The sequence below is a fragment of the Burkholderia thailandensis E264 genome, assembly GCF_000012365.1.
GTDB classification, from domain to species: Bacteria; Pseudomonadota; Gammaproteobacteria; order Burkholderiales; family Burkholderiaceae; genus Burkholderia; species Burkholderia thailandensis.
Genome location: NC_007650.1, coordinates 414,574 through 432,543, shown reverse-complemented (window position 1 = coordinate 432,543; position 17,970 = coordinate 414,574). Strand labels below are relative to the sequence as shown.

13 protein-coding genes and 3 pseudogenes are annotated in these 17,970 nt (G+C 64.8%); 1 reads left to right on the top strand and 15 read right to left on the bottom strand.

Features of this window, described 5'->3' with window-relative positions:
- Nucleotides 1–45: 45 nt before the first annotated feature.
- The 7 genes and pseudogenes from BTH_RS34895 to BTH_RS01815 form a co-directional block, all read right to left on the bottom strand.
- Nucleotides 46–593: pseudogene (locus BTH_RS34895) on the bottom strand (transposase); the annotation flags it as partial.
- A gap of 276 nt (nucleotides 594–869) precedes the next feature.
- Nucleotides 870–1,627 (bottom strand): IS5 family transposase gene (locus BTH_RS33100; protein WP_099005207.1). Its coding sequence is split into 2 segments (ribosomal slippage): nucleotides 870–1,312 and nucleotides 1,312–1,627, totalling 759 coding nucleotides; the frame shifts between segments, so codons are not numbered across the junction.
- Nucleotides 1,628–1,711: 84 nt separating this feature from the next.
- Nucleotides 1,712–3,010, bottom strand: a complete 1,299-nt coding sequence (locus BTH_RS01825) for an MFS transporter (RefSeq protein WP_011400883.1) — start codon at nucleotides 3,008–3,010, stop codon at nucleotides 1,712–1,714.
- Nucleotides 3,011–3,057: 47 nt separating this feature from the next.
- Nucleotides 3,058–3,570, bottom strand: coding sequence for a gluconokinase (locus BTH_RS29425; RefSeq protein ID WP_080511250.1), 513 nt, complete (start codon nucleotides 3,568–3,570; stop codon nucleotides 3,058–3,060).
- Nucleotides 3,571–3,951: 381 nt separating this feature from the next.
- A pseudogene (locus tag BTH_RS29420) lies at nucleotides 3,952–4,184 on the bottom strand (hypothetical protein); the annotation flags it as partial.
- 54 nt (nucleotides 4,185–4,238) lie between these two features.
- A pseudogene (locus tag BTH_RS34890) lies at nucleotides 4,239–4,370 on the bottom strand (IS3 family transposase); the annotation flags it as partial.
- Nucleotides 4,371–4,458: 88 nt separating this feature from the next.
- Nucleotides 4,459–5,346, bottom strand: a complete 888-nt coding sequence (locus BTH_RS01815; RefSeq protein ID WP_009895185.1) for a LysR family transcriptional regulator — start codon at nucleotides 5,344–5,346, stop codon at nucleotides 4,459–4,461.
- Nucleotides 5,347–5,496: 150 nt separating this feature from the next.
- Here BTH_RS01815 and BTH_RS01810 point away from each other — a divergent pair, with 150 nt between their 5' ends.
- Complete coding sequence (locus tag BTH_RS01810) at nucleotides 5,497–6,270, top strand: SDR family NAD(P)-dependent oxidoreductase (protein WP_009895183.1); 774 nt, start codon at nucleotides 5,497–5,499, stop codon at nucleotides 6,268–6,270.
- Nucleotides 6,271–6,620: 350 nt separating this feature from the next.
- On the opposite strand, the gene glmS is transcribed toward BTH_RS01810, so the two are convergent.
- The 8 genes from glmS to BTH_RS34205 form a co-directional block, all read right to left on the bottom strand.
- A complete protein-coding gene (gene glmS, locus BTH_RS01805; RefSeq protein ID WP_009895181.1) occupies nucleotides 6,621–8,438 on the bottom strand; it encodes a glutamine--fructose-6-phosphate transaminase (isomerizing) in 1,818 nt (605 codons plus the stop codon).
- Nucleotides 8,439–8,482: 44 nt separating this feature from the next.
- Complete coding sequence (locus BTH_RS01800) at nucleotides 8,483–9,565, bottom strand: hypothetical protein (RefSeq protein ID WP_025370086.1); 1,083 nt, start codon at nucleotides 9,563–9,565, stop codon at nucleotides 8,483–8,485.
- An 86-nt stretch (nucleotides 9,566–9,651) separates the two neighbouring features.
- Nucleotides 9,652–11,799 carry a membrane protein gene (locus tag BTH_RS01795; RefSeq protein ID WP_011400881.1) on the bottom strand — a complete coding sequence of 716 codons (2,148 nt, stop codon included), beginning with the start codon at nucleotides 11,797–11,799 and terminating at the stop codon, nucleotides 9,652–9,654.
- Between the two features lie 323 nt (nucleotides 11,800–12,122).
- Complete coding sequence (locus BTH_RS01790; RefSeq protein ID WP_009895176.1) at nucleotides 12,123–12,923, bottom strand: hypothetical protein; 801 nt, start codon at nucleotides 12,921–12,923, stop codon at nucleotides 12,123–12,125.
- A gap of 11 nt (nucleotides 12,924–12,934) precedes the next feature.
- The gene (locus BTH_RS01785; protein ID WP_011400880.1) at nucleotides 12,935–14,185 is read right to left on the bottom strand and encodes a YaiO family outer membrane beta-barrel protein; all 1,251 of its coding nucleotides are present in this window, start codon (nucleotides 14,183–14,185) and stop codon (nucleotides 12,935–12,937) included.
- A 13-nt stretch (nucleotides 14,186–14,198) separates the two neighbouring features.
- Nucleotides 14,199–15,191: a polymer-forming cytoskeletal protein gene (locus BTH_RS01780; RefSeq protein ID WP_009895174.1), complete on the bottom strand. Its 993-nt coding sequence runs from the start codon at nucleotides 15,189–15,191 to the stop codon at nucleotides 14,199–14,201.
- Nucleotides 15,192–15,194: 3 nt separating this feature from the next.
- The gene (locus BTH_RS01775) at nucleotides 15,195–16,763 is read right to left on the bottom strand and encodes a glycosyltransferase family 2 protein (RefSeq protein WP_009895172.1); all 1,569 of its coding nucleotides are present in this window, start codon (nucleotides 16,761–16,763) and stop codon (nucleotides 15,195–15,197) included.
- A 329-nt stretch (nucleotides 16,764–17,092) separates the two neighbouring features.
- Nucleotides 17,093–17,758, bottom strand: a complete 666-nt coding sequence (locus BTH_RS34205) for a hypothetical protein (RefSeq protein ID WP_154660023.1) — start codon at nucleotides 17,756–17,758, stop codon at nucleotides 17,093–17,095.
- Between the last annotated feature and the right edge of the window lie 212 nt (nucleotides 17,759–17,970).

The following is a 17,970-nucleotide window of genomic DNA, read 5'->3' as shown; positions in this document are numbered from 1 at the left end:
TTGGCCATCAGTTTATGCCTCACACACAAACATTCGGATAGGCTCCAGGTTCAGTTCCAGTTCGCGATAGATTCGGTACGCGCGCTTGTGATTCCAGCAGAAGCCCTTCACGTTGCGCAGGTACAGGAAGCACAGTCCGAAGCCCCAGTTCCGGTGGTTGTCCGTCAGACGCAGCAGCCAGTTCGCAATCTCGTCGTTCTCGGCGCTGCGCCGACCGACGTACCGATAACGGGCCTGGCTGATCCCAAACGCCTCACATGCCAGCCGGATCGGTACGCCTCGGCTGGACACCGCATGCATGGCCATCTCACGCCGGCAAGATGGCCTCAATCTTTTTTTGCGAGCGCCTCCGCCACGATCTCGGCCTTGATCTTCTCCTCGATGCACATCTTGCGCAGCCGGGCATTCTCGGCCTCCAACTCCTTCATCCGCGCGATCAGCGAAACGTCCATGCCGCCGTACCTCGAGCGCCGCTTGTAAAACGTCGCTGTGCTGACGCCCAGTTCCCGGCATAGGTCCGGTATCGCAAGCCCTGTCTCCACGCGCTTGAGCGCATCCATGATCTGGCTGTCCGTGAGTCTCGACTTCTTCATTCCCTAGAACGCCCTCAACAAGAAAATTCTACTTCTGATCCTGGTGGCTTTTCGGGGGGATTCCCCCCCCGCCGCCGATCGCACCGTTGACGTACTATCGGCACGCCGGGCAGCATAGCGATCCGTGGCAATGATCAACGCAAGCGCGTCGCGATGCCGCGTAATTGCGTCAGTCGCCTACTGAGCTCACCCTCTCGTGCAATCTCGGCGATCCCGTGGTCACGTTCATCCGGTCGGTCCTCTATGCATGCCGTCATGCTCTAGGGCGTGTTCACACTATCGAAGGGCTTCGATAATCAGGGCGAAGTTGATAAAGGCAATGAACATCAAGTCGAGTTTGTCGAAGCGCGAGAAGATGCGACGAAAACCCTTCAATCGACGGAACAGCCGCTCGACTTCGTTACGACGCTTGTACATTTCCCGGTCGTATTCCCAAGGCTCGACGCGCGTACTCAACGGAGGGACGACCGGGATGAAGCCGAGATCGAGCGCGAGTTGTCGGGTTTCGTTACCTTCGTACGCCTTGTCCATCAGCAGGTGCAGCGGCCGATTCGGCGGCCCCAGGCGTTCGAGCAGTGCACGTCCCTGCGGCGCATCGCCGGCTTGACCGGGCGACAGTGCGAACGTTATGGCTGTTCGAGCATCCGCGGCAACCATATGAATCTTGGTTGTCCATCCTCCGCGAGACTTGCCGATGGCTTGAGGTCCATTTTTTTTAACGCACCGGTGCCGTCAGGATGAACCTTCACGATCGTGCTATCCAGCGATACCGCTTCAATCCGAACGCGAATGATCTGCGCGCGCTGCAACTCCGTGAACACTCGGTCCAGTACACCGTTGCGAGACCAACGGTTCATGCGCGTGTAGATCGTGTGCCAGCGGCCGAAACGTGGTGGCAGGCCGCGCCATTTACATCCGTGCTCGGCCACATAAAGGATCGCGTTGAGCACTTGCAGGTTCGACAGGCTCACATTGCCACGCTGTCGCGGCAGGCAATGTTCGATCTGCTTGAATTGGGCTTCGGAGATTTCCATCTCCGAAGCATAACCTCAAACTAATGTAGTGTGAACACGCCCTAGCAAATCGCTGGCGCACCGCCGCGCCGAGCCTGACAGGAATCACTGAGCCTTTGCCATGGCAGGGAGTGCTCCTCCTGCGTTCGCACGTTGTGCCGACACGTTGGGAACGGAAAGCGTGATGATCACGGATAGCAACAGGGCCGCTGCCATGAACACATAGGAAGCAGCCGGACTACCGGTTACGCCATTCAGACAGCCAACGATCCAGGAGCCGATGAACGCGCCCAATGCGCCACTCGCGTTGACGATACCGATCGCCCCACCGAACACGTTGCTCGGAAGCAACTCAGATAGCAGCGCGAAGAACGGACCATATGGCGCGTACATTGTCGCCCCGGCCACAACCAAAAGCCAGAACGAGACCCAGAAATGCGATCCGCCGATCAAATACGATGTGATGAAGGCGATAGCGCTAATGGTCAGAAGAGGCCAGACGAAGAGCTTGCGATTGTTTGCCTTGTCGGAGAGCCACGATGCACCCACCATGAGCACAATTGCGCCGACATACGGAACGCTCGCAAGCCAACCGACCGATACCATATCGATCGTCGACGCCATTTTGAGGATTGACGGCAGCCACATGATGAAGCCATATACGCCAATACTCCACAGCGCGTGAATCGCGCAGCACTTCAAAACGATCAGGGAACGAAACGCAGCCTTGTAGTTGCGGATCGGAGGAATATGAGCCTGCTCGTCCTCGAGGCGCGAAATTATCCAATTCTTTTCAATGCAGTTCATCCAGCTGACATGGGATGGTCTTTCCTTGACCGTGAACCACCAAACGATGGCCCATACCAATGCCGGCATTCCCTCAATCACGAACATCTCTCGCCAGCCGCAGCTGCGAACCAGGTAGCCGGACACCACGGACATCCAAATTACAGTCACTGGATTTCCCAAAAGCAAAAAGGTGTTGGCCCGAGCTCGCTCACTGCGCGTAAACCAGCGGCTGATATAGAGCAACATTGACGGCATTACCGCCGCTTCCACTACTCCAAGTATGAAGCGCAATACCATCAACATCGGGATGTTGCTCACCATGCCTGTGGCCGTCGCACAGAGCCCCCAAAGGATGAGGCTGAAGAATATCAACCTCTTGACACTACTCCGCTGAGCATAAATTGCGCCGGGTACTTGAAACAAGCAGTAGCCTAGAAAGAACAGCGAGCCGATTAACGACGATGTTCCATGAGTGATACCCAGATCCTTATCAATGCCGGCGGCTGCCGCGAAGCCGTAATTCGCGCGATCCAGATAAGCGAGGCTGTAGGTGATAAAGATGACGGGCATTAGATACCACCATCTTTGCTTGGCTAGGGAATTTTCACTTTCCATTTCGTCTCCTAAGTTAATATTTCGAGTCTTTCGATAACTCGATTCGCTTAATTTTGCGCGCATCGGAGCCTGGCACTGATCTTTCGTAGTACATGATCGATGATCTGATCGGGTGTCAGCTCTATGCTGACTTCGATCGCTTCACGCGGCCCCGGCTCTTCAAGTGTTTTGAACTGGCTTTCGAGCAAGGATGGATCAAAAAAATGATTGGCACGGCGATTCAAGCGCGCACGTAACACTTCGGGCGAACCCTTGAGGTACACAAAGCAGACGTCTGTGTCGCCAGAACGCAGCATTTCGCGATATGCACGCTTCAGTGACGAGCAAGCGAACACCGCCGTGTCGTTCGAGCGTCGCTTGTCCTCAATGGCCGAGCGAACCGACCGCAGCCATGGCCAGCGATCCTCATCGATCAGCGGCGTTCCCTGACGCATCTTGGCCTTGTTGGCAGCGCTGTGAAATGCGTCTCCATCGGTGTAGCTGCACGACAGGCGCTTTGCGAGCATTTCGCCAATATGCGACTTCCCGGCACCAGACACGCCCATTACGATCAAAATCATTGATTTGTTCTCTCCCAACGGTCACCGGACGCAAATCTGCATATGAAATCAGTTAAATTCTGAGGTCTGCTTCAACTAACGACTAGTTGACCGCACAGCTCCCAGCATGTGCAAATGGCAATTTTTGATACCGTAATCATGATGCGTGATAACCATGCCGGACTCGATGCTGGGTAAGCCGTCAATGCACGAGCCCCTCCAACGAAGGGCAAAAGGTCAAAAGTTGAGTGCCCTCGCGGTGTGATGCCGCCAGGCGGTGCGACGGCGCGCGAGTGCGATCGGCCGCTCGTCGCCAAATGCGCGCAAGCGCACCACCGCCCGACGACATCGCGCGGGCCGACGAGATTTGGGCGCTTCGCGATGCGATCAGGCGACGGCGAGCTATCCTGCCGCCGGTGCTGCAGCCGGATGTCGTGCTTCTGCCGACGCTGCGCCCGCAGCCAGCAGCGCGATCAAAGGAAAACTCGGAAACGAGAAGAAGAACGGCGCGGCGAGCGATTGCGACAGCCCGAGCAGCTGAACAGATTCCGCGGCAGCGTGAACAGCACGCAAACGAAGAGGAACAAGCCCACTACGCCAAACTGCCCGGGCAGGGAAAAATAGTCGCTCGGCGATGCACTTGCCGTGCTGAATATGTCTGCTGCGTGTTCCTGCAATTGCCGCTTCTATTCCGTGATCTGATCCGGATGCACATCGAAATGCTGCGCCAGTTCGTCCAGCGGCCGCTCGCCCTTGACTGCGGCCAACGCCACCTTCGCTTTGAACGCCGCCGAGTGCGCCCGTCGCCTTCTCTTCGCCATCTTTCCGGTTTCTTATCCAGCATTATCGCGAGCTCAGCCCCGGCCGATCCGCTTGTCAGGCTCTCCGAATTCACGCGGCCACCTCCGTTCAGCGCGAATCGATGGCTGCGTGTTCGAGCACGTTGACGAACGTGCGCTTCAACGGACTGTCAAGATCGGTCCACGCAAGGCCGATGCCGCTCCGGTGCCCGGCCAGATCGAGCGGCCGCGCCAGCACGTTCGGCGGCAGCGCGCTGGCCGCTTCCGCCGGCATCAGCCCGATTCCCATGCCAGCCGCGACGAGCGCGAGCATTGTCGTGAATTCCCCGAACTCCTGCGCGATCTCGAGCGTCGTGCCCGCGCGGCTCAGCGCGAGCAGCATGGCGTCGTGAAAGCCGGGCGCGTAGCGGCGGGCGAGCACGAAGGCGGGCTGGCCGCGCAGCGCGGATGGCGAGATCGAGCCATGTGCGGCGAGCGGATGGTCCGGCGGCAGCGCGATAACAAAGCCTTCCTCGAGTATCACGCGCGTGTTGATGCCTGCATAAGAGGCTGGTAGCCGGATCATCCCGAAATCGATCCGTCGGTAACGCAGCTCGGTGACTTGGTCGGGCGTCGGCATGTCCTTCAATTCGAGCGTGATCAGCGGATAGCGCTCGTGCATTGCGCGCAGTACGGCCGGCAGAAGCGCGGGCAACACCGACGACACGAACGCGATCCGTAGCGTACCGACTTCCCCACGGCTCGACAGCCGCACCATCTGCTCCGCGTGTGTGGCCTGTTGCAGCGTCGCCTGCGCTTCGGGCAGGAACACGCGCCCAGCGTCGCTCAGTTCGACCTTGTGCCGATCGCGTTCAAACAGGCGTGCGCCGAGCGCTTGCTCGAGCGCCTTGATCTGCATGCTCAGCGCGGGCTGCACGATGAACAGGCGCTGCGCAGCGCGCCCGAAGTGCAGTTCTTCCGCGAGCGTGACGAACGCGCGCAATTGCTTCAGTTCCATGGTTGGCAAGCAGCAGCGATTATTAATCAGGTTCCATGATAACTGGATAAGAAAAAAACATTGGTGCGGCGTCTATGGAGCCTCCAAGATACGCTCAATCCGAGACTGGCCGCGGCTGGCTGCCGGCTCGACTGTCACGAGGAAATTCATATGGCAAATACGTTAGATAAGTTTCGCCTGGACGGCCGCCGTGCTCTGATCACGGGCTCTGGACGCGGAATCGGGCTGACGCTCGCTCGTGGACTGGCTGAGGCCGGCGCGGCGATCGTAATCAACGATCGTGATGAGGAAAGAGTAGCGGCGCTCGCAAAGCGCTTCCGTGATGATGGGTTTGCGGCAGACTACGCAGTGTTCGATGTCTCCGAGCACGCACTGGTGCGCTCGGCGATCGACGACTTCGAGGCGCGCAACGGCGCTATCGACATCCTCGTGAACAACGCGGGCATCCAGCGCCGTGCACCGCTCGACGCGTTTGAGCCTGGCGACTGGCATGCGCTGATGCGCGTTAATCTCGACGGCGTATTCAATGTCGCGCAGGCCGTTGCGCGCCATATGATCACGCGCAGGTGCGGGAAGATCATCAACATCTGTTCGGTGCAGAGTGAACTCGCCAGGCCAACGATCGCACCGTATGCGGCGACGAAGGGTGCGGTACGGATGCTCACGAAAGGAATGTGCGCGGACTGGGCTAGGCACGGAATTCAGGCGAACGGCCTCGCGCCCGGCTATTTCGAAACGGAACTGAATCGCGCGCTGGTCGACGATGCGGCGTTCTCCGACTGGTTGTGCAAGCGCACGCCAGCCGGCCGTTGGGGGCGCGTCGACGAGCTGTGCGGCGCAGCGATTTTCCTTGCGTCAGCCGCGTCCGATTTTGTGAATGGTCAGACGCTGTTCGTCGACGGTGGCCTGACGAGCGCGGTATAAGAAAAAGTGATGCGTATGCGTTGCATTTGTATCATGCTTCCGTGACCTGAGATCGGATGGAATTCGTGGAGGCCGACGGATTAAGCAACGATCTGATTCAGATAGAAGCACTGCGTGAACGCAACAGGCGATCGGTGGTTCAGGCACGCCTGCGTGCGTTGCGGGTCTGTCAGCCAGCCGCAAAAAAAGGGCGCTGAAAAACGCTCCAGCGCCCCTTTGACATTCGTTCCGGTTATGCCTTATCAGGTAACGCCCAGCCGCCGGTAAGGACCCCGTAGCCAAAACCAAACCGAGGGCTCGTAACTGAAATTAATGCGACTCGGCACCAGGAAATTGGCAATCCCCCCTTCCTACTCCACCGTCACCGACTTCGCCAAATTCCTCGGCTTGTCGATATCCGCGCCCCTGATGCACGCCGCGTGATACGCGAGCAGTTGCAACGGCACGACGTGCAAGATCGGCGACAGCAACCCGTAATAATCCGGCATCCTCATCACCGAGATCCCGTCGCCGTCGTCGATCCGCGTGTCCGCGTCGGCGAACACGTAGAGCTGCCCGCCGCGCGCGCGCACTTCCTGCATGTTCGACTTGAGCTTCTCGAGCAGCGCATCGTTCGGCGCGATCGTCGCCACCGGCATCGTGTCCGTCACGAGCGCGAGCGGCCCGTGCTTCAGTTCGCCCGCCGGATACGCCTCCGCGTGAATGTACGAAATCTCCTTCAGCTTCAGCGCGCCCTCGAGCGCGATCGGATAGTGCAGCCCGCGCCCGAGGAACAGCGCGTTCTCGTGGCGCGCGAACTCGTCCGCCCAGCGCGCGACCCGCGGCTCGAGCGCGAGCACGTCCTCGAGCGCGCCGGGCAGCCGGCGCAGTTGCTGCGTGTAGCGCGCGAGCCGCGCGTCGTCGACGCAGCCGCGCATCCGCCCGAGCGTGACCGCCAGCACGAACAGCGCGACGAGCTGTGTCGTGAACGCCTTCGTCGACGCGACGCCGATTTCCGGGCCCGCACGCGTGAGGAAGCGCAGCCCGGCCTGCCGCATCATCGCGCTCGTCGGCACGTTGCAGATCGCGAGCGTATCGATGTGGCCGAGCGCCTGCGCGTACTTCAGCGCGGCGAGCGTATCGGCCGTCTCGCCCGACTGCGACACGGCGACGATCAGCGTATTCGGCATCGCAACCGCGTCGCTGTACCGGTACTCGCTCGCAATCTCGACCTGCGCCGGTATCCGCGCGACCGTCTCGAGCCAGCGGCGCGCGGTCAATCCCGCGTAGTGGCTCGTGCCGCACGCGAGGATCAGCACGTTGTCGATCTGCTCGAATGCCCGCCGCGCGTCGGGGCCGAACACCGCCGGATCGAACAGCCCCGCGTCGGGAATCGTCGCGGCAACCGCGCGCGGCTGCTCGAAGATCTCCTTCTGCATGAAATGCCGGTAATCGCCCAGCTCCACCACACCCTGCGTCGATGCAACGGTCTGCACCGCGCGCACGACCGGCCTGCCGTCGCGATCGACGATCCTCACCCCGCCGGGCGTCAGCTCGACGATGTCGCCTTCGTCGAGAAAGATGAACTGGTCGGTGAGGCCGGCAAGCGCGAGCGCGTCCGACGCGAGGAAGCACTCGCCGTCCTTCAGGCCGACGACGAGCGGCGAGCCCACGCGCGCGCCGATCAGCCGGTTCGGCTCGGTCTTGCTGAACACCGCGATCGCGTATGCGCCGCGCAATTGCGTCGTCGCGTCGCGAACGGCGGACAGCAAGTCGCCGCGGTACTTGCTGTGGATCAGATGCGCGACGACTTCGGTATCGGTCTGCCCGTCGAATTCGTAATGCTGGCCGGTCAGTTGAGTGCGCAGCGCCTCGTGATTCTCGATGATGCCGTTGTGAACGAGCGCGATGTGATCGCGCGAGAAGATCGGGTGCGCATTGCACGTCGCGGGCGCGCCGTGCGTCGCCCAGCGCGTGTGCGCAATGCCCGTGGTGCCGGTCAAGCCGGCCGTGCGCACATGCGCCTCCAGATCGGCGACGCGCGATACGCTGCGCTCGCGCCGCGCCTCGCCGTCCACCACGGTCGCGACGCCGCATGAATCATAGCCGCGATATTCGAGCCGGCGTAAGCCCTCGATCAAAACCGGAACGATGTTCCGTTGCGCCACAGCACCCACGATTCCGCACATGACTCGTTACCTCCGATGACTTGCGATGCCCGCGCGCGTCGCCCTCAACGCGGCGCGATGGCGGCCGACGCGGTCGTAAACCCGCAGCTCGCGGGCGCGACCGGATCGGCCATCCTGCTTTCGAATGCCAGATAAAGCGCTTCCTCGAGCACGTTCCAGTGCGGGCCGTGCCGGTACGGGCCGGAGCGCGCATGCCAGCACGCGACGGTGCTCCAGTCGTTCATCTTGTATGCGACGAGCGCGATCAGCCCCCACGGGAAATCGGTGCCGGCCAGATGCAGCCATGTCTTGCCGTAGCGGTGCATCCATTGCGCGTAGATCGTCGCGTTCGATTGGCCGGGCACGCGGATGCCCGACAGGATCGGGAAAATCTGCGCGACTTTCTCCGGATAGAAGCTCGTGTCGCCGATCTGCTGCGTGCTCGCCCGGAACCCAGACTGCTCGCCGCGCCAGAACACCTGCAGGATCGCGGCGGACAGCCGGTCCGCGCGCCGGCTCCACGGGCTCGCGCGCACGTAGTCGGCATGGCGGATGTAATACGCGGCGAGCGCCTGTAGCGCGCTGTGCACCTCGACGTTGTCCATCAGGAGCGCGACGTGCAGCGTCGGCGAGATCTGGTAGACGCCGGTGCGCTTGTCGAGCAGCGTGTCGAGATGCGCGCTCGCGCGCGCGAGGCTGCGCGCCCAGCTTGCCGGCATCCCGCCCGGCGGCGCGAAGCGCGCGAGCAGCTCCATCCACGTCGCCATCATCGAGTCGTCCGCGTCCGCGTCCGCGCAGGCCGCGTATTGGCTGTCCTTCACGCAGAAGCGGTCGAAGCCGCCGTCGGCGCGCTGGCGCGGCAGCAGCCACGCGATCCATGCGCGCGCGGCCTGGCGCGCGTCGAGCTGCGCGTCGGATGCGGCGAGCAGCGCCTTCGCGGCGAAATACGGATCGATGCCGGTCCCGTTCAGGCGCACGGTGATCGCGCCGTCGGGCCGCTGGTAATAGCCGGTCAGTTGCAACTCGGCCGCGTTCGCGCAAAGCGCGAGTCCGCACATCGCAAACGACGCCGCTCGCGACGCGCGGCGCAGAAGTAGACGGACCGCCCCGCAGGCGCGAGCGGCCGCGACGAGCGCGAGCCGGTTCATGATGTCGTGCGCTTGCGCGCTGTTGTGCCTCGTGTTCGCCGCCGCGCGCGGCCGAAACCGCGCGCGTCGTGCTGACTTCCCGCTGGTCACTGCACCTTTGCGCTCGTGAACTTGAGGCTCGTTCCGCCGTTCGCGATCACGAGCCAGTTCGTCGCATCGGTGCCGACGACGGTGGCCGAACCGAGCGTGACGACCGGCTGCGCATACGCCGCCTTCGGCAACAGCCACGTCATGTTCGCGAGGCTCGTCGGATGGCTCGCCGCGAACGCCCAGCTGCTGCCCATGTCGGTGGCCGACCACGTGACGTTCAGCCGCGAGCGGTTGAAGTTCGTGATGTCGGTCATCGTGTACCACGTGAACTGGCCGAGCTGCTTCAGCGCATTCGCCTGCGTGAAGATCGACGTCAGCACGTCCGTGTACGACGATGCGCCGAGCGGGTGCGCGTAGATCAGCCGGCTCGTGCGATTCGACGCGACGAAGTTGATGAGACTCGTGTACCAGTTGATGACGTCGGTCGTCGGCACGGAATACAGCTGGAACTCCTCGAACGTCGCGTACTTGCCGAACGGCATCACCGGGTATGCCCACAGGCCCGGATTCAGCAGCGCGCCATTGCGATACGCCCGCGTCGGCTCGGAACCCGTGTGTCCCGTGAAGTAGTAGCCGTTGAAACCATTGCTTTCGAGCCACGTGATGGCCCACGTCGGCGCATTGCCTTCAGGCGACGCGTATTCGGTGTCCGGCCGCCCCGTCGCGGTGGTCACCGCCTGATGGTTCAGCACCAGATACTGCTGGAACGTGCTCTGATTGGTTTCGCTCGCATAGAAGCCCCAGTAGTCGTGAATCCACCCGCCCTGACTGCCGACGTGGTCTCCCTTGCTGATGAAGTACTTCATCAGATTGATCGCCGTCGGGTTGTTGTCGAGGTTGATGCCGTCGCCGTCGCCGAATGTCGCTTCGTCGGGCCCGGCCGTGACCGCCATCGTGAACGGACCGTTATTCCACACGCCGAGGCTCTTCAGATAAAGCGCCGGCTGAATCTGGTCTTCCGCGCAGAAGTGCCACTGGAACACCAGGCCGCCCTTCGCCTTCGGCAAGTTCGACAGCGACGGCAACTTCAGCAGGTTCGTGCCGAAGTAGTGGAGAAAGCCGTGAATCAGCATCCCGTCGGTCTGGCCGTCCAGATACGCGAGCGGCAGGTTCACGAACAGCACGCCGCCGTTGCCGTAAACGTTGTAGCCCGACACGAGGCCGAAGCTCGGCGAAGTCAGGATCGTCGTGCCCGTGTACGTGCCTTGCGTGACGAAGCTCGGATACGTGAGGAACCCGTACACGTAGCCCGAGATGCCTTCGAGCGTGTCGGTCTGCGCGCTCGTCGTCGCGAGCAATGTGTTCGTCTTGGCCGTCGTGGTGGTCGAGGTGGTCGAGGTGGTCGTCAGCGAGCTCGCGCTGTACGTGCCCGATTTCACGGGCTTGCCCGTGACGAAGCCCCTGAGCTTCGGCGAGGTCGACGTGAACTTGCCCTTGCCGCCCTTCGGCAGCGTGTAGCCGAACCATGCGCTGTGGTTGTAGTTCTTCAGGCCGCCCGGATTCGACGGGCTCGCGCTCAGGTACATCACCGTGCTCGACGGCGCCGTGCTCGTCGTGCCGGTGGCGGCGGTCAGGAGCGCGCTCGTCGTCGTGGCCGCCGACGTCGTCGTCCACGGCATCGACTTGCCGGGCGGCACCTGGATCGTGCGCAGCCAGCTGCTCATGCCGGTCACGTTGCCGAGGCCGATCATGTTCCCGCCGAGCTGGTCGTACAGCACGTAGTCGACGCCGACCATCGAGCTGAAGCGCGACTTCGGAATCGGATAGAAGCCCGCCGAATTCAGCACGCCGAAATCGTAGACGAGCATCACCTTGCCGCCGTTCAGCGCATAGTTCTGGATCGCGGTGACGAGCGTGTCGTCGGCGACCGTGTGCACCTGGTCGGGCAGGATCAGGCCCGGATACTGCGACAGCGCGGCGCCGGCCTGCATGAACTGGCTGTCCGTGATCACCTGGATCTGGAGCCCTTCCTCCTGCGCGCTGTCGAGCCATGCGGACACTCTCGGGTCGGGCAGCGTGAGCGTATCCGGAACCAGCAACAACAGTTGATTGGTGGCCGCGCGCGCGCCGCCGGGGCTAAACGCGAACGCGAGCGCGAACAACGCGAACACGACCCGCAAGAACTTGCCTGACTTTGCCAACATGATGCGCTCCTCTCTACAGGAAGGGCGGCTCGCGACCGGCCGCGATGCGGCCAGCGCGCCGCGCAACGGACCGGTCCGAGCCTCGTGGATGTGATGGCCGTCCATCACGCCGGCGCGCTGCCCGGCGTCCTCCGATGACGGCGCCGCCTCGTATCCGGCGCGGCACTGCGATCGGACCTCCCCTCGATAGAAGCGAGCTCCGTGCCATTCGCTTCGCTTCCCCGACCGATCGGGCTTTGCGGCCGCCCCGTCGACTCACCCCAGACGAAATCTCGCGAAATCGTCTCAACGCTGATACGGAGAGTGTTTTGCTTATCGGCGGCTCAATGCGGCTCCCGGGTCAGTGCGCCGCGCCAGCTCGCGCAATAGCTGTAGAGCGTGACGAGCAGCCCGATCAGGAGCGGCGCGCCGAGCACGAAATAGCAGAACGGCACGAACAGCAGCGAGCCGTGATAGATCACGACCGCATGCAGCAGCAGCACGAACGGCAGCGCGAGCACGAAATAGCCGAGCACGAGCAGCGACGCGAACGCCTTCTGCGCGAGCGAGAAATCGAGCGGGTAGTAGAGCGCGGCCATCACGAGCGGTATCAACGCGATCGCGGCGACGTTCATCACGAACACGTCTCGCAAATGAAGCAGCGCGTCGTATGGAAACGCGCCGGGCGTCGCCACGCCGGGCGTCGCCGCGCCGGCCGGACCATACATCACCCAGAAATACACGCAGATCATCAGTTGCGCGAACGCGGCGATCCGTAGCAGGTACGCACCGGGCAACCATTTCGCCTGACGAAAGAACGTCACCGCGAAGCCTGCCACGCAGACCGCGGCGGTCGCGAACAGTAGCGCGCCGCTCGGCATGCGCGCGGCGAGATTGATCGACAGCAGTTGCACGCGCGGCGCGCGCGCCGGATAGCCGAGCACGACCGCGCTGAGCGACGGGTCGAGCTGCCGGGCGCCCCAGCCGACAACCGCGCGCCAGTATCGCCACGCGTACGGCAGCGCGAGCCACAGCAGCGCGTACAGCGCGGGCGTGAGAAGCGCCGTCGACGCGAGCCAGCGCCGCGGATGCGCGTGCGTGCGCAGCGAACGATCATCGGGGGGCGGGACGGGATCGATGTCCATGCGGCCCGCCGTCACCACCGATAGAACATCCCGACCTCGCCGCCGATGCGCGAGTAGTACGGGTTGTGGTAGTAGTCGAACTCGACTTGCGTGCCCCACTTGCGGGTGACCCAGTAACGCCACTTCAGCGATACCTCGTGGCTGCGGAAATCGGTGATCTGCGCGTTGTTGCCGATCGCCTGGTACGCCTCGCGGCCGAAGCCGCCGCGCAGCACGACGAGGCTCTTGCCGACCTCGCCGTACGTGATCGCGCCGTAATACGTGGGCGCCTTCACGGAGCCCGGCGAATCGACCGTGTAGTTCCAGCCCGCCTCGAAGATCCACTTCGGCACCGCGTACCAGATCGCGCCGAGGTGGTAGAGCTGATCGCGATGGCCGTCGCGGTTCCACGCGTAGCCCGCGCCCGCCGACAGCACGAGCGACCGGTTCGCCAGCAGCTTGCGGTTGAGCGACAGGTCGACGCGCGCGCTCGGCAGGATCGTGCCGGACGTGGTGCCGGAAAATCCGATGCCGCCGAACCAGTCCGGCCCCATGTCCTGAAGGTACGTGATCGCGCCGAGCTGCGTGCTTTCATGGAAGCGGTGCAACTGCGCGAGCTCGCCGATGAACGTGTGGCCGCCCGCCTGATAGAGCCCGCGCAGATGCACGCCGTACCAGTCGCCGTAACCGTTCGTCACGTGCGCCATCGAATACGCGAGCGACAGCTCGGTGTGCCGCTGCGCCGGCGCCTGCACGTGCGTGACGATCGCTTCCGGCAGCGTCGGCTGATTTTCCTGACTCGGCGTGACTTCGGCGAGCGGCCAGCCGTCGGGCATGCCTTCCGGGTCGACCTTCACGAGCGCCGTGTCGTCGAACTGGCGCGGAACGATGACGAGCGGCGCGGCGGGCGGCGGCGTGAGCGACGGCGCGGAAGGCGCCATGGACCGCGGTGCGGCGGGCGGCGCGGATGCGATCGCGGGCGGTCCGGGTGGCCCAGGCGGCCCGGGCGGTCCTGGTGGGCCAGGCGGCCCGGGCGGTGCGTCGGACGGCGCAGGCGACGTGGACGGCGCGGGCTGTGCGGCAAGCGACGCGGCTGTAGCGGCCGTAGCGGCGGGAGCGGCCGGCATGCCGGCCGGCTCGGACGGCGCATTCGCGGCGGCGACCGGCCCCTCGGAGTAAGCCGCGGCCGCGCGCGCGGGCGGCGCGCCGAACGCGCACGCGCACGCGAGCGCGACGGCGGCGACAGGGACGGGCGGGCCGCGTCGGCAACGGAGCGCAGGCATGTCGGTCTCCTTGTTATGACGCGTGATACCAGCCGCTGCGCCACGCGACGAGGTCGCCGTGCACGCATGCATGGCCGACGACCGACACGTCGCGCGCGCACGCGCTGACCGGATGATCCGCCGCGCCGATGCGCGCGCCCGTCAGCCGCAGCAGCCCGCCCGCGGACACGACGCCGTCGATGCAACTCGCCTCGTCGAGCAGCACGTCGTCGCGCGCGAACACCGCGCCGTTCAGCAACGCGTCGCACTCGAGCACGACGCTGTGCGCCTTCACGCTGCCGATCAGCACGCAGCCTTCGCCGAGCGTCAGCCGGCCGTCGACGATCAGCGTGCCGTGCAGGATCGTGTGCGACGGCAGGCGGATGTCGCGCTGCACCAGATAGCGGCCGTCGAGCACGCGGTGCGGCACGTAGGCGAGCCGGCTCGCGAGCGACATCGCGCGACGCGGCGTCAGCGTGCCGTCGCGGCCGAGCGCGCGCACGACGCGTCCGAACACGATCGGCGTGCCGTGCAGGTTCGCGAAGCCGCCGCAGCCATGAACGCGCACCGCCTGTCCGACGACCGCGCCGTGCACGAGCGTGTTGTCGATGTCGACATTCGGCGCGTACGCGAAGCCGCCGAGCGTCGCGCCCGCGCGCATCTCGATGCGTTCCTCGGCGAACGCGTACGTCGCGTGCGAGCCCGCGCCGAGCGAAATCGTGTGGTCCGCGTACAGCACGCCGTCGCGCCAGTCGCCGCGCGCGAGCTGCAGCGCGTCGACATGCTCGACGCGCAGGCCGAGCGCCTGCCACGGCGGCGCCGCGCCGTTCTGCGCGGGCGGCTCGCCGCGCGCGCTCGCGCGCAGCGCATCGAGCCACTGCGCGGCGCGCAGCGGATAGTCGACGAACGGCCCTTCGCCGATCGGCAGCGCGGCGACATCGCTGCGCCTCACCAGTTCGTTCAGCAGCGGCAGGAACGGCAGCGTGAGCATTCCCGCCACCGGCATCATCACATTGAAGGTCGTCATCGCTCAGCGTCCCGAATTCACCGGCCGGCGAAAGCGCTCGGTCTTGTCCCAACGCAGCTCGCGACGCAGCAGCACGTCGAGCGCGAGCCCCCACAACGCGGCGACGACGGCCGCGATCGTCACGCAGAATCCGACGACGTTCACCGGCACGAGCCGCAGCCGCGTCGCGCGACCGTCGAGCCGCGCGGCGACGACGATCTCGAAAAACACGCCGAAGTTGCCGAACGTGCTGAACGCGAACAGCGCGAACACGGACACGAGCAGGCCGAGCGCGAGCGAATCGATGCCGTTCGTCAGATACAGCACGAGCGCGATGCCCCACGCGAGCGCGAGCAGCGCGGGCATCACGAACACCCCGAGCAGCAGCACGCCGTCGAGCCGGCAGCGGCGCGACGTCACCGGGCTGCGCAGCAGCGGAATCAGGTAGCGGAACAGCGTCTGGTTGTGCCCCTTCGCCCAGCGCGTGAGCTGGCGCGCACGCACGGGCCACCGCTCCGGCACTTCCTCGTAGCACTCCGCATGGTTCAGGTAGACGGTGCGCCAGTTGCTCAGCAGCAGCCGGTACGTCATGTCGGTGTCTTCGGCGAGCGTGTCGTCGCGCCAGCCGCCCACCGCGTCGAGCGCGCTCTTGCGGATGCCGCCCACCGTGCCGCCGTACTGCGGCACGAGGCCAAGGTTGTTGCGCGCCTGCTGGTTCACCTGATAGCCGCCCGCGCGCTCGAGATCGAGCAGGCGCGCGAGCAGGTTGCGATCGGCGTTCTGCGGCACCACGCGGCCCATCACCGCGCCCACTTCCGGATCGAAGAACGGCGCGACCAGTTCCTTGAGCAGGCCCGGGCGCGGCAGGTAATCGGCGTCGAACACGATCATGATGTCGCCGCGAATCTCGCGCAGCGCGTCCTTCAGCGCCGCCGCCTTGCCGGGCTTGCCGCTCTCGCGGTGAAACGGCCTGATGAGCTCCGGCGCGCGCACCTGCACGGCGTCGATCAGCGCGCGCGTGTTGTCGGTCGAGCGGTCGTTGACCGGGACGATCGTCAGGCGATCGCGCGGATAGGTGGTCGCGAGGAGCGCCGTCAGGCAATCGGCGACGACCGCCTCCTCGTTGTGTGCGGCGACGAACACCGTGATCTCCGGCCAGTCCGCGTTCATGATCGCGCGATACGGCGCGTGCTGCGGCTTGAACAGTCGATCGAGACTGAAGACGTAATTGCGCGACGCGTAGACGCAGGTCAGCAGCGCGAATATCCACAGGTAAGCCGCGCACAGGCCGGCGGCGATCCGTCCGCCGGACACCGGCACCGCGTCGACGGCGGGCGGACTCGCCGCCGCGAAAGACCGTTCGGCATCCAACGATGCGGGTTCCGCGAACGCAACCGCCTCCGCATACGGCCTGCTCGGCTCCGCGACCACGCGAACCCGTGCGGTTGTCCGCCCGTCACTCACGAGCGGCACCGTCGCGAGCGACGCGGACGCCGACCGCATCGCCGTGTCGCGCACGATCAGCGAACAGGCGAACACGATCAGCAACAGCACGCATTGCACGCACAACGACATCGCCCGCCCGTTCTTCATGCTCGAGTCCCCGTGCCCGCGTCGGCGGCGGCTGCGTTTGCCCCCGCACGGACTTGCAAAAGAAAGCCGGCGCCGCGTGGCGCGCGCGTATCGTTCATCGCCCGTCGCGCCTCGCCACCTGTCGCGCCACGCCGCCAAGCGCGCGCCGCACCGCCGGTTTCCGGTTTCGTCACATCGGCCGTTCCTTTGGTGTGCTGATGTCGTATCGCGTCGGAACGGATCTGCATGGTTCAAAGCAAGGGACGAGCCATCGTTCGGAAAAGACCGCGCGACAGGGGTTTCGCGGCGAACGCGGATTGCCGTCGCCGGCACGCACGCGGCGTTTTGATTCATCGGCGAATCACCATCGGGAATGCCATCGCACGGCACCGCGCGGCGCTCGCCGAAAAGCGGATGCGTACCGCGCGCAACGGCCTGCACGGCCGCGCGGCCCGCACGACTCGCGTGATCGCGGCCGCGTGCGGGCAGGCGGGCAGGCGGGATCGCGGCCGCGATGTTCGCGCAGCATCGCGCGTCGCCGCCGCAAAAAGTCTGCTTTTACGGGCGTCCGGCACGCGCTTCGCGCGGCCGCGACCGGCCGAAAGCAGGCCGCCTAACGGGCGCGTTTCAGATTCGATACGTTTCGCGACGGCGGCGGCCGTGGCCCGCTCTTGGGCGGCCGGGACCGGGAAATCCCTGACGGCAATCGCCGCGCCAAGGACGTCGCGCACACGGCCGGCCCTCGTGCGCGCGCGACGCTCACCCAAGCCGAAGGCTCCGCGGGCCGGCATCCTGGCGGCGGCCGCATCGCGCGCGAGAACGGCATTCGCCCACCGTGCGTGCGCGCCGCGCGACGCACGCGCGCGATGACGTGAAACGCCATTGGCCGCCGTAACAGCGGCGAGACGTTCCGGCGTGCCGGCGCGGCGCCCAGCCGGGCGCGGCGAAGCTGCGACGACGCTGGTTTGAATATTGCTCGGCAGTGTTCGAAGCAGCGCGCCGGATACGACGCGCACGGACGTGCGCGACGCGCGCCGCCGATTCACGACATCACGAGGAGCGATTCATGACGTGACCGCCTACTGCGACGGCCCCGGCCTGCCGCCGCGCGATTCGCGCCGCGAATCCCCGCGCATGCGCCGGCCCGGACGCCGCAATACCGTCGCACATCGTGCGGCGAACCGCGCGGCGCGGCCCGCACGCTACGCGCACGCACTCGTGCGTTGCG